Below are 12,401 nucleotides of genomic sequence, written 5' to 3'. Positions count from 1 at the left end.
CGATCCTTCGAGGGGGACACCGTGAGTCGCGCTCGCGCACACGGCAGCAGAATGGGCATCGCGGCGGCGATGGGCGGATGGAGCGCCCGGCACCGCTGGGCGGCGGTCGGCGGATGGCTGCTGTTCGTCATCGCGGCCATGGTGATCGGGCAGGCGGTGGGCCGCTCCGACGTCAACGAGGACCGGTCGATGCCCGGCGAGGTCAACCAGGCCGCGACCATCACCGACCACGCGGGCCTGAAGGACAGGGCCGGCGAGATGGTGCTGGTGCAGACCGCGCACGGCACCGTCACCGACCCGGCCGTCCGCACCGCGGTCGGCGACGTGATCACGGCGGTGCGCTCCACCGGGCTGGCGACGGCGATCAGTTCGCCGTACGACACCCAGGCCGTCTCCAAGGACCACCGCTCCGCGCTGGTGAAGTTCGACATGCGCGGGTCGGCGGACGACGCCGCCGACCACGTGCAGCCGGTGCTCGACGCGGTGGCCAGGACGCAGGCCGCGCACAAGGACCTGCGGATCGAGGAGTTCGGCGACGCCAGCGGCGAGCACACGGTGAACAACGCCTTCGGCAGCGACTTCAAGACCGCCGAGTACTCGGCGGTGCCGGTCGCGCTGGCGATCCTGCTGATCGCCTTCGGCGCGCTGGTAGCCGCGCTGCTGCCGGTGGCCCTGGCCCTGACGGCCTTCCTCGGCGCGACCGGGGTGGTCGCACTGGTCAGCCACGCGATCCCGATGAGCGACACCGCCAACTCCGTGATGCTGCTGGTCGGTCTGGCCGTCGGCGTCGACTACTGCCTGTTCTACCTGCGCCGCGAGCGCGAGGAGCGGGCCGCCGGCCACGACGGCGAGACCGCGCTGCGGATCGCCGCGGCCACCTCCGGCCGGGCCATCCTGATCTCCGGGTTCACCGTGATCGTGGCGATGGCCGGGATGCTCTTCACCGGCATCGGGGACTTCAAGGCGATGGGCATGGCCACGATGATCGTGGTGGCCATCGCGATGTTCGGCTCGGTGACGGTGCTGCCCGCACTGCTGTCGCTGCTGGGCGGGAGGGTCGAGAAGGGCCGCCTCCCCTTCGTCGGGCGCGCGGCGCGGAAGCGCGGCCGCACTCCTGCGGCCGGCGGCGGCAGCCGCTTCTGGCGGACCGTACTGCGCCCGGTGCTGCGCAACCCGAAGACCTCCACCCTGATCGCCGGCGGCGCCCTGATCGCCCTCGCGATCCCGGCGTTCTCGATGCACACCGCGAACCTGTCCACGCAGCAGGAACTCGGCGACAGCCTGCCGATCATCAAGACCTACGAGCACATCAACTCCGCCTTCCCCGGCGGCCCCGACCCGGCGCACGTGGTGGTCGAGGCCGGCGCGATCAACTCCCCCCAGGTGAAGAAGGCCATCGCGGACTTCCGCGCCGAGGCGGTCCGTTCGGGCGCCAGCACCGGCCCGGTCACCGTCACCGTGCACGGCCCGCAGAACGTCGCGGAGATCGACGTGCCGCTGGCCGGCGGCACCGACCGCGCCAAGGCCGAGGCGGACGTCCGGCTGCTGCGCGACCACGTGCGGCCCGACACGCTCGGCAAGGTCGACGGGGTGCAGGCGCCGGTCACCGGTGACACCGCCGGGTCGATGGACTTCACCCACAAGATCGGCAGCAGCGTCCCGCCGGTGTTCGCCTTCGTGATCGCCTTCGCCTTCCTGCTGATGCTGCTGTCCTTCCGGTCGCTGACCATCGCGCTCACCTCGATCGTGCTGAACCTGCTGTCGGTGGGCGCGGCCTACGGGGTGCTGACGCTGGTCTTCCAGCACGGGGTCGGCGCCTCGCTGGTGGGCGCGTCGGGCACCGGCGCGGTGGTGGCCTGGCTGCCGCTGTTCCTCTTCGTGATCCTGTTCGGGCTGAGCATGGACTACCACGTGTTCGTGGTCTCCCGGATCCGCGAGGCCCGGATGCGCGGCCTGACCACCAAGGGCGCGATCGAGCACGGCATCACCACCACCGCGGGCGTGGTCACCAGCGCCGCCGTCATCATGGTCGCGGTGTTCGCGATCTTCGGGACGCTGTCGATGCAGAGCATGAAGCAGATGGGGGTCGGCCTCGCCTTCGCGGTCCTGATCGACGCCACGGTGATCCGCGGGGTGCTGCTGCCGTCGGTGATGATGCTGCTCGGCGAGCGGAACTGGTACCTGCCGCGCTGGATGCGGCGGATGCCCGACCTGACGCACGACGAGTCGGTGCTGCCGCTGCCGCCGGCCACCCCGAGCCGCCCGGCCCAGCCGGTCCCGGACCGCGTCTGACCCCGCCCCACCTGCACACGAGCCGCTCGCAGTGCCCCCGCGCCACGCCGGTGCGGGGGCACTGTCAGTGCCCGCGAGTACGGTGGGCCCATGAGCGTACGGCAGAGCGCAGGCCGGACCGCGGTGGCCGGGCGGACCCGGTCCGGCGAGGGGATCGAGGAGCGGCTGGAGGCCCACCGGTCCGAGTTGACGGGGTACTGCTACCGGATGCTCGGCTCCGCCTTCGAGGCCGAGGACGCGGTGCAGGAGACCATGGTGCGCGCCTGGCGGGGCGCCGACGGCTTCGAGGGCCGCGCCAGCCTGCGTTCGTGGCTGTACCGCATCGCCACCAACGTCTGCCTGGACAGCCTCAAGGCCGGCAACCGCCGGGCCCGCCCGATGGACCTGTCCCCCGCCTCGCGGGCCGACGCGGTGCTGGCCGACCGCACCCCGGAGGCCGACTGGGTGGAGCCGGTGCCCGACGTGCGGGCGCTGCCCTCCTCCGGCGACCCGGCCGACGTGGTGGTCTCCCGCGAGAGCATCCGGCTGGCCTTCGTGGCCGCCCTGCAGCACCTGCCGCCCCGGCAGCGCGCGGTGCTGATCCTGCGGGAGGTGCTGGCCTGGAAGGCGAGCGAGACCGCCGAACTCCTGGGCACCACCGTCGCGTCGGTCAACAGCGCCCTCCAGCGGGCCCGGGCCACCCTGGCGGAGTCCGGGGTCTCCGCCGAGCACCGGGCCGACCCGGAGGCGGCCGCGGCCTCGGGCGGCGTTCCCGGCGTGTCCGCGCCGGCCATGGACAAGGAGCGGCAGGCCCTGCTGGACCGCTACGTCGACGCCTTCGAGCGGTACGACCTCGACGCCCTGACCAGCCTGCTGCACGAGGACGCCACGCTGTCCATGCCGCCCTACCCGATGTGGCTGCGGGGCCGCGAGGAGATACGCGCGTGGTTCGGGGGCACCGGCATCGGCTGCGCGGGCTCCCGGCTGCTGCCCGTCGCGGCGAGCGGCGCACCCGGTTTCGGCCAGTATCGCCGCGATCCGTCAGGGTCCGGGCACCACGGCTGGGCGCTCCAGGTGCTGGACGTCTCAGAGGGGCGGATCACCGCGCTGAACTCCTTCCTCGACGTCGAGCACCTCTTCCCGCTCTTCGGGCTCCCACTCGAACTGCCCGGCGAGCCCGACGAGTTCGACGAGGGCGCGTAGCGGGGCCGAGGCGCCGCACAGCCGCACCCGGAAGCCGGCCCGGCGCGCGGCCAGCGCGACGCGGGCCAGCGCGGCCAAGGCGCCGCGGTCGGCGGTGAGACCGCAGACGTCCACCGGCACCGGCGCCGCGCCGCCGCATGTGCCGTCAGGTTCGCGCGGAGTGTGCCCGCCGCTGGACGCCACAGCCGTCCCTCCTCCCCGTCCTGTCCCGGCCCACCGGCTTCCTGTCCCGTTCCGGTCACCCGAAAGGGTCCTCACGTGATACGACCAGTGCCGGGGTCGTAACTCATCGGTACGGCGGGTACGTATCCGCGACAGGTTTCGGCGGACTTCCAGGAAATCCACGGAAAATCCACCGGGCCGGGGTGCGACACTTGCCCTGCCCGAACTGATGGCCGATACCTCTGGCATATGCGTACGGGCGCGGGTGGGCCGGGCAGGCGGAGAAGCGAGAGGCTGGGCATGGCGGACGCGGTGTTCACGCAGGAGCGGGCGCGTGCGGTGCTGGACGCCGCCGGGCACCGGGAGGCCGATCTGCTGTCCTTCGGGGAGAACGCGGTCTTCGCCGCCGGCCGGTTGGTGATCAAGGTGGGGCGCGGCGCCGATCTGCTGGACCGGGCCAGGCGCGAGGTGCGCACCGCGGACTGGCTGGCCAAGCACGACGTACCGGCGGTGCGGTCGGCGGAGTCCGAGGTGCGGCTGGTCGAAGGGCACCCGATCACGTACTGGCAGCGGCTGCCGGAGTCGCTGCGGCCCGCGGAGACGCCGGACGTGGCACCGCTGCTGCGGCTCGTCCACGCCCTGCCCGAGCCCGACTTCGGGCTCCCGCCGCGGGATCTGCTGGACGGCGTGGAGCGGTGGCTGCGGGCGGCCGGCGACGCGGTGGACCCGGCCGACGCGGCGTACCTGCGGCGCCGGCGGGACGGTTTCGCGCAGGCCGCGGCCGAGCTGGTCCCGCATCTGCCGCGGGGTCCGATCCACGGGGACGCGCTGCCGCGCAACGTCCATATCGGCCCGGACGGCCCGGTCCTGGTCGACCTGGAGACCTTCTCCTCCGACCTGCGCGAGCACGATCTGGTGGTTCAGGCACTCAGCCGGGACCGCTACGGGGTGCCCGTCGCGGAGTACGACGCGTTCACCGCGGAGTACGGGTGGGACGTCACCACGTGGGACGGCTACGAGACGCTGCGCGGCGCCCGGGAGACCGCCGGGTGCGCGTGGGTGGCCCAGCACGCCCCGGCGAACTCCGCTGCACGCACGGAGTTCCGGCGCCGCGTGGCTTCGCTCCGCGCGGAGGACCCCTCGGTCCGCTGGTACTCGTTCTGACCGAACTCTCCTTGGGCGCCCCGACCCCCCCGGGCTGCCCCGTCCTGCCGTCACAGGACCTTGCGGTCCACTGGGGCTGTTCGCGCAGTTCCCCGCGCCCCTGATGGTGAACGTCTCCCGCCCAACTGAGCCCTGAGGAACCGTCAGCCGACGACGGCGAGCAACCACATCAGGGGCGCGGGGAACTGCGCGACCAGCCACACACCGGGCCGCCGCCGGGCGGACAAGCGCAACCACCCACGGCCAGACCGTCACACGCGGGAAGGCGCTCCCATGGGCCAGCTCGGGTCGACCACAGCGTCAGCGTCCTTGCGGCGCAGCCAGGACTGGAAATCCTCGGCCCAGGCCGCGTACCAGTCGCGCTGGCGGATCTGGAGCTCCCACAGATCGGCCTCCCCGGCCTCGGGGAACCGCAGGGCGAGCGCGCGGGCCACCCGCACCGCGGCAAGCGCATCCGCACCCGCTTCGTGCGCACCGTCGAGCACCACTCCGTAGACCCCGCAGGCAGCCTCCAGCGTGCGCTTGCCGCGCCGGTAGCGGTCCAGTGCCCGGTCGATGACCAGCGGGTCGATCACCGGCCCGGCAGCCCCGTCGGCAGCAGCCAGCCGGGGCAGCGCGTACCGCGCCAACTCCTCGTCCAGAAGGGTGAGATCGAAGGGCGCGTTGTAGACGACGACCGGAACCCGGGCCGCCCAGTAGCCGCGCAGCGCGTCGGCGACCTCGGCCACGACCTCCGGCGCGGGCCGCCCCTCCGCGGTGGCCCGCTCGGTGCTCACGCCGTGTATGGCGGTGGTCTCCGCCGGGATCGGCACGCCCGGATCGGCGAGCCATCCGCGGTGCCGCACCGGCTCCCCCGCCTTGACCTCGGTGACCGCCGCGGTCACGATGCGGGCCTGCCGCGGATCGGTCCCCGTGGTCTCCAGGTCGAAGCCGACCAGCAGATCCTCGTGCCATGCCATGGCGTGTCCTTCCAGCCGTTCTCCCCCGTGTGCCCAGCCATCATCGCCTGACCCACTGACAGTCCCCGCGCCGGGCCGGGCGGATACGGCGCCCGGGACGCACCCGGGACGCACCCGGTATGTCCGGCCGCGGGTCAGGAGACCGGCCGGGAGTCGGCCCAGATGCCCTCGAACTCCTCGCGGTAGACGTCGAAGAGGCCGCCCTCGGCCGGCTTCTCGTCCTGCACCACCCGCCGGTTGCCGCCGCGCAGCACCATCACGGGCACCTCCATGCCGCGGGCCCGGCGCAGGTAGGTCTGCACCACCGCGAGCCCGCCGGTGCTGTCGCCGTCGACGAGGTAGGCGGTGAACCGCGGGGTCTCGTCGAACACCTTGATCTCGAAGGCGCCCTGGTCACGCACCCGGGCGCGTACCCGCCGCATGTGCAGGATGTTCATCTCCACCGAGCGGGCCAGCTCGCCGCGCCCGAGGCCGAGTTCCCGTTCGCGCCGGCGCACCGCGCTGCTCGCCGGGTTGAGGAAGAGCAGCCGCACCCGGCAGCCGGACTCCGCGAGCCGGACCAGCCGCCGCCCCGAGTAGTTCTGCACCAGCAGGTTCAGGCCGATGCCGACCGCGTCCAGCCGCCTGGCGCCGGTGAACAGATCCTCGACGGGCAACTGGCGCTGCAGCCGCACCCGGTCGGGGTAGACGCCGATCACGTCGGAGTAGCGGTCGGCGACCAGTTCCTCCACCGCGTCCACCGGCAGCCGCTGCCCGGCCGCGTGCGAGGGCCCCGAGCCGAGCAGTTCCAGCAGCCGCGCGGAGGCCCGCTCGACCTGGTCCAGCACGGTGCGGGACAGCGCGCGGTTGCGGGAGACCACATGCCGGGCCACTTCCAGCTCGTCCAACGCGAGTTCGAGCTCGCGCCGGTCGTCGAAGTACGGCTCGAAGCAGGGCCAGTGCTGCACCACCAGCTCGCGCAGCTGCGGCAGGGTCAGGAAGCTCAGCACGTTGTCGTCGGCCGGATCGAGCAGGAAGCCCTTGCGGCGGCTGACCTCGCGCACCGCGACCGCCCGCTGCACCCATTCGTGGCCGGCCGGCCCGGCGGCGGCGACCACCCACTCCTCGCCGTGCACGGGCTCGTAGATCGGCCGCAGCACGGCGTTGACGACGGCGCGCAGCCGCTGCTCGACGAGATTGAGCCACACGTAGGCGCGCCCGGCCCGGCGGGCGCGGGTGCGCACCTCGGCCCACGCGTCGGCGCCCCAGTCCAGTTCCGCTCCGATCTCCATCGGCGCGGCGACGGAGACCACGCCGGGCAGCGTGGCGGACTCGTCGTCCGTGACGTCCCCCGTGACGTGCCGGTCTCCCTGCTCACCGCCACCCGGGAGCATCAGACCTCCGGACGTCACCACCTCACCGCCTCCCACCCCCGTCCACGATCAAGGAAGGGTACTGCGGTGCGGGGGGTGTCGCAGCCGGAACGACCCTACTTGACTACTAGCAGACAACCCCATCTGCCGTGCCGTCGCTGGCCGTTGCCGCAGTGTCACCCTCGGGAGGGAGCGGGATGGGAGGATGCTCTCGCAAGGTACTGCCCGGCGCGTGGCCCCCGCCACGCGGTCGGTCCCCGCAGCGGAAGAGTCCTCACATGCAAGTCTGGCCGGGTCAGTCGTACCCGCTCGGTGCCACCTTCGACGGGGCGGGCACCAACTTCGCCGTGTTCTCCGAGGTGGCCACCCGGATCGAGCTGTGCCTCCTGCACGACGACGGTTCCGAGACCGCGGTGGAACTGCGCGAGGCGGACGCCTTCGTCCGGCACGCCTACCTGCCCGGGGTGATGCCCGGCCAGCGGTACGGCTTCCGGGTGCACGGGCCGTACGACCCGGCGCGCGGGCACCGCTGCAACTCCGCGAAGCTGCTGCTCGACCCCTACGCCAAGGCGGTCAGCGGCGGCATCGACTGGGACGAGGCGGTCTACGGCTACCGGTTCGGTGAGCCCGACTCGCGCAACGACCTGGACTCCGCCCCGCACACGATGTCCTCCGTGGTGGTCAACCCGTACTTCGACTGGGCCGACGACCGCCCGCCGCGCACCGACTACCACAAGACGGTCATCTACGAGGCGCACGTCAAGGGCCTGACGATGACGCACCCGGGGCTGCCGGAGGAGATCCGCGGCACCTACGCGGCGCTGGCGCACCCGTCGGTGATCAGCCACCTGGTGGAACTCGGGGTGACCACCCTGGAACTGATGCCGGTGCACCAGTTCATCCAGGACCACCGCCTCGCCGACGCCGGACTGGCCAACTACTGGGGCTACAACACCATCGGCTTCTTCGCCCCGCACAACGGCTACTCCTCGCTGGGCGACCGCGGCCAGCAGGTGCTGGAGTTCAAGACGGCGGTGCGCGCGCTGCACCGGGCGGGCATCGAGGTGATCCTCGACGTGGTCTACAACCACACCGCCGAGGGCAGCCACCTGGGCCCCACGCTGTCGCTGCGCGGCCTGGACAACGCGTCGTACTACCGGCTCGGCGGCGACAAGCGCTACTACACGGACACCACCGGCACCGGCAACAGCCTGCTGATGCGCAGCCCGCACGTCCTCCAGCTCATCATGGACTCGCTGCGCTACTGGGTGACGGAGATGCACGTCGACGGCTTCCGCTTCGACCTGGCGGCCACACTGGCCCGGCAGTTCCACGAGGTGGACCGGCTGTCGTCGTTCTTCGACCTGGTGCAGCAGGACCCGGTGGTCTCCCAGGTGAAGCTGATCGCCGAGCCGTGGGACGTCGGCGAGGGCGGCTACCAGGTGGGCAACTTCCCGCCGCTGTGGACGGAGTGGAACGGGAAGTTCCGGGACACGGTGCGCGACCTGTGGCGCGGCGAGAGCGCCACCCTGGCGGAGTTCGGCTCCCGGCTCACCGGCTCCTCCGACCTCTACCAGGACGACGGCCGCCGCCCGCTCGCCTCGATCAACTTCGTCACCTGCCACGACGGCTTCACGCTGCGCGACCTGGTCTCCTACAACGACAAGCGCAACGACGCCAACGGCGAGGGCAACCGGGACGGCGAGAGCTTCAACCGGTCGTGGAACTGCGGGGAGGAGGGACCGACCGAGGACCGGGTGGTGCAGGCCCTGCGGCTGCGCCAGATGCGGAACTTCGTGGCCACCCTGATGCTCTCCCAGGGCGTCCCGATGCTCAGCCACGGGGACGAGTTCGGCCGCACCCAGCGCGGCAACAACAACGTCTACTGCCAGGACAACCCGCTGTCCTGGCTGGAGTGGCCGGACAAGACCGGCACCGGCGAGGACGACGACGAGGCGCTGAAGCTGCACGAGTTCGTCAAGACGATGGTGTGGCTGCGCCGCGACCACCCGGTCTTCCGACGCCGCCGGTTCTTCCACGGCCGCCCGGTGCAGGGCACCCACGACGAGCTCTCCGACATCGCCTGGTTCACCCCCGACGGGCGGGAGATGACCCAGCGGGACTGGCAGGCCGCGCACGCCCGGTCGCTGGTGGTCTTCCTCAACGGCAACGCGATCTCCGAGCCGGGCCCGCGCGGGGAGCCGATCACCGACGACTCGTTCCTGCTGCTGTTCAACGCCGCCCCGCGGGCCCTGGAGTTCGTGGTACCGGTCAACCACGGCAAGGAGTGGCAGCTCGTGGTCGACACCGAGCGGCCCGACGGGGTGCAGCCGGGCACCGGGGAGCGGGTCAGGGCCGGCGACACCCTGCTGCTGGCCGATCGCAGCATCGTGGTCCTGCAGCGGCCACCGGACTGACCCGCACGGGTGAATCGCGGCGGGCGCGGCCGTGACGCTCCCCGGCCGCGGCCCGGCGGCCGGGCCGGTGCCCGCCGTCCGGAGCGCGGGCGCGGCGAAGCGGCGGGGCCGCCGCGGTTTCGGGGTAGGGAAGACGTCATGACGGCTTCCTCGGTCCCCTCGGTGGTGCCCGCCTCGACCTACCGCATCCAGGTGCAGCCCCGCTTCACCTTCGCCGACGCGGCGGCCTGGGTGCCGTACCTGGCCGCGCTGGGCGTCACCCATCTGCACCTGTCGCCGGTCCTTGAGGCGGTGCCCGGCTCGACGCACGGCTACGACGTGGTGGACCACACCCGGGTGCGGGCGGAGCTGGGCGGCGAGCAGGGCCTGCGCGAGCTGTCCGCGCGGGCCCGGGCGCACGGCATGGGGCTCGTGCTGGACGTGGTGCCCAACCACATGGCGGTGCCGGCGCCGGAGCACCTGAACGGGCCGCTGTGGGAGGTGCTGCGGGACGGCCCGGACTCGCGGTACGCCGACTGGTTCGACATCGACTGGGCGGCGCGCGGCGGGCGGGTGCTGCTGCCGGTCCTGGGCGAGCCCCTGCCGGACGTGCTCGGCGAGCTGGCGGTGGTCACCGACAAGCGGGCCGAGAGGGCGCGGGGGCACGCGGTGGCGGACCAGGTCGAGCGGAGTGGACCGGGCGAGCGGGGTGCGCAGGGCGGGGCGGCCGGCGGCGGCGGCAAGGTACTGGCCTACTACGAGCACCGCTTCCCGCTGCGGCCGGGCACCGAGGACCTTCCGCTGCCGGAGCTGGTCGCCGCGCAGCACTACGAGCTGGCGTACTGGCGCACGGCCCGCACCGATCTGAACTACCGGCGGTTCTTCACCATCTCCGACCTGATCGCGGTCCGGGTGGAGCGGCCGGAGGTGTTCGAGGCGACCCACGCGACGGTGCTGCGGCTGCTGCGGGACGGGGTCGCCGACGGGCTGCGCATCGACCACCCGGACGGGCTCGCCGACCCGGAGGGCTACCTGCGGCAGCTGGCGGCGGCGAGCGGGGGCCGCTGGACCGTGGTGGAGAAGATCCTCCAGCGCGGGGAGGAACTGCCGGCGGGGTGGGCGTGCGCGGGAACCACCGGCTACGACGCCCTCGACCGGATCGACGGGCTGTTCACCGACCCGGTCGGTGCCGCCGAAGTGGCCGACTTCTACCGGGAGTTCACCGGAGTACCGGACGACCTGGGCGGCCGCTGGCGGCCGACGGTGCGGCGGGCCGCGTACAACGTCGTCACCCGGGAGCTGGCCGCGGAGGTCTCCCGGCTGGCGCGCAGCGCGCATCGGGCGCAGCGGACGGGGCAGGCGGGGGCGGCGGGGCAGGCGGGGCAGGCGGGGGGCGCCGCCGCGAAGGTAAGCCCCGAACTCCCGGAAGGCGGCCCTTACGTAAGGGCCGACGACACGGACACCGGCCCTTACACCGCGCCGTACGCACCGGAGATCCTGGACGAGGCGCTGCGCGAACTGCTGGTGCGCGTCCCCGTCTACCGCTCGTACGTACGCCCCGGCGCCCCGGCCGCGGAGCGCGACGTCACCATGCTCACCCGCGCCGCGGAGGAGGCCGCCGCCGACCGCGGCCGGCCCCTGGCGCCCGTCCTCGCGATGCTCCGCGACCTGGCGCTCGGCCGGACCGGCGCCGCCGGCTGCGCGCCGGGCCCGGACGCCGACGACTTCCTCGTCCGCTTCCCGCAGGTCGCCTCCGCGCTGCACGCCAAGTCCGTGGAGGACGCGGCGTTCTACCGGTACGGGCCGCTGCTCTCGCTGTGCGAGGTGGGCCGCGATCCCGGGGAGCCCGCCGTCTCCCCCGGCGAGTTCCACGCCTCCTGCGCGCTCCTACAGCGCACCCGGCCGGGCACCGGCACGGTGCTGTCCACCCACGACACCAAGCGCAGCGCGGATCTGCGGCTGCGGCTGGCGGTGCTGTCCGAGCGGCCGGCCGCCTGGCGGGATTGGCTGGCGGGCGTCTCGGTCCGCGCCGGGGAGGACCGCGCCGCCGCGCCCGACCGGCACACCGAGTACACCGTCCACCAGACCGCGATCGGCCTCGGCTCCTGCGACCCGGACCGGTTGCTGCCCGCCGCCCTGAAGTCCGTGCGCGAGGCGGGGCTGCACACCACCTGGACCGAGCAGGACGCGGCGTACGAGCAGGCGGTCACCGACTTCACCCGCGAGGGTCCCTGCGGGGCGCGGCAGGACGATGTGCGCGCCTTCGCGGCGGAGTTGGAGCCGTACGCCGTCGCGAACTCGCTGGGCGCGGCCCTGCTGCACCTGACCGTGCCGGGCGTGCCCGACGTGTTCCAGGGCACCGAGTTCCCCGTGCGCACCCTCGTCGATCCCGACAACCGGGGCCCGCTCAGCGCTCCCGAGCCGGGCACCGTCCGGGGCGACGTCGACCGCACCCTGGAGCGGGTGCTGGGCGGGGCGGGGGCGCGGCACCCCGACGAGGAGAAGCTGCGGCTGACCGCGACCGCGCTGCGGCTGCGCCGCGACCACCCCGAGTGGTACGGCCCGCGGTCCGACTACGCCCCGCTGACCGCCGACGGCCCCGCCGCCGCGCACTGCGTGGCCTTCGTCCGGGGCGGCGGCGCCCTGACCGTGGTGACCCGGCTGTCGCTGCGGCTGGCGGAGTCGGGCGGCTGGCGGGAGACCGTCCTGCCGCTGCCGCCGGGCCGCTGGCACGACCGGCTGGGCGGCGGCACCCACGAGGGTGCGGTCCCCCTCGCCGGCCTCCTCGCCTCCTCCCCGGTGGCGCTGCTCACCCGCGAACCCGGACCGGAGGAGACCCGCGGGTGAACGGCCGCCCCGCCCGCCCGTAACTCCTCCCCGGTCGCGCGTGCGGC

7 protein-coding genes are annotated in these 12,401 nt (G+C 73.4%); 5 read left to right on the top strand and 2 right to left on the bottom strand.

The genetic code is table 11. The annotated features are described in order from the left end of the window. The first annotated feature begins 51 nt into the window (after positions 1–51). The 3 genes from C4U44_RS08140 (at position 52) to C4U44_RS08130 (ending at position 4,800) form a co-directional block, all read left to right on the top strand. Positions 52–2,292 carry an MMPL family transporter gene (locus C4U44_RS08140; protein ID WP_200823193.1) on the top strand — a complete coding sequence of 747 codons (2,241 nt, stop codon included), beginning with the start codon at positions 52–54 and terminating at the stop codon, positions 2,290–2,292. A 90-nt stretch (positions 2,293–2,382) separates the two neighbouring features. Continuing rightward, a complete protein-coding gene (locus C4U44_RS08135) occupies positions 2,383–3,474 on the top strand; it encodes a sigma-70 family RNA polymerase sigma factor (RefSeq protein WP_103884976.1) in 1,092 nt (363 codons plus the stop codon). Between the two features lie 462 nt (positions 3,475–3,936). After that, the gene (locus C4U44_RS08130) at positions 3,937–4,800 is read left to right on the top strand and encodes an aminoglycoside phosphotransferase family protein (RefSeq protein WP_103884975.1); all 864 of its coding nucleotides are present in this window, start codon (positions 3,937–3,939) and stop codon (positions 4,798–4,800) included. Positions 4,801–5,051: 251 nt separating this feature from the next. Here the strand turns inward: C4U44_RS08130 and C4U44_RS08125 are convergent, their stop codons facing one another. Together C4U44_RS08125 and C4U44_RS08120 are read right to left on the bottom strand one after the other, a co-directional pair. After that, positions 5,052–5,759 (bottom strand): 3'-5' exonuclease, encoded by a 708-nt coding sequence (locus C4U44_RS08125; RefSeq protein ID WP_103884974.1) that lies wholly within the window; start codon positions 5,757–5,759, stop codon positions 5,052–5,054. Between the two features lie 134 nt (positions 5,760–5,893). After that, complete coding sequence (locus C4U44_RS08120) at positions 5,894–7,150, bottom strand: SAV2148 family HEPN domain-containing protein (protein WP_407642814.1); 1,257 nt, start codon at positions 7,148–7,150, stop codon at positions 5,894–5,896. A gap of 239 nt (positions 7,151–7,389) precedes the next feature. Between C4U44_RS08120 and glgX the strand changes: the two genes are divergently transcribed. Both glgX and C4U44_RS08110 read left to right on the top strand, forming a co-directional pair. Then, positions 7,390–9,528 carry a glycogen debranching protein GlgX gene (gene glgX / locus C4U44_RS08115; RefSeq protein WP_103884972.1) on the top strand — a complete coding sequence of 713 codons (2,139 nt, stop codon included), beginning with the start codon at positions 7,390–7,392 and terminating at the stop codon, positions 9,526–9,528. Positions 9,529–9,666: 138 nt separating this feature from the next. After that, the gene (locus C4U44_RS08110; RefSeq protein ID WP_103884971.1) at positions 9,667–12,354 is read left to right on the top strand and encodes an alpha-amylase family glycosyl hydrolase; all 2,688 of its coding nucleotides are present in this window, start codon (positions 9,667–9,669) and stop codon (positions 12,352–12,354) included. The last annotated feature ends 47 nt before the right edge of the window (positions 12,355–12,401 follow it).

The organism is Actinacidiphila yanglinensis (assembly GCF_900107965.1).
Taxonomy (GTDB): domain Bacteria; phylum Actinomycetota; class Actinomycetes; order Streptomycetales; family Streptomycetaceae; genus Actinacidiphila; species Actinacidiphila yanglinensis.
Note: the sequence above shows the minus strand (reverse complement) of the source record. Positions and strands in the feature narration are given on the sequence as shown.

Excerpts from the sequence above, each read along its gene's own strand:
- C4U44_RS08125 (WP_103884974.1), bottom strand. The coding sequence starts at position 5,759 with ATGGCATGGCACGAGGATCTGCTGGTCGGCTTCGACCTGGAGACCACG.
- glgX (WP_103884972.1), top strand. The coding sequence starts at position 7,390 with ATGCAAGTCTGGCCGGGTCAGTCGTACCCGCTCGGTGCCACCTTCGAC.
- C4U44_RS08140 (WP_200823193.1), top strand. The coding sequence starts at position 52 with ATGGGCATCGCGGCGGCGATGGGCGGATGGAGCGCCCGGCACCGCTGG.
- C4U44_RS08110 (WP_103884971.1), top strand. The coding sequence starts at position 9,667 with ATGACGGCTTCCTCGGTCCCCTCGGTGGTGCCCGCCTCGACCTACCGC.
- C4U44_RS08135 (WP_103884976.1), top strand. The coding sequence starts at position 2,383 with ATGAGCGTACGGCAGAGCGCAGGCCGGACCGCGGTGGCCGGGCGGACC.
- C4U44_RS08130 (WP_103884975.1), top strand. The coding sequence starts at position 3,937 with ATGGCGGACGCGGTGTTCACGCAGGAGCGGGCGCGTGCGGTGCTGGAC.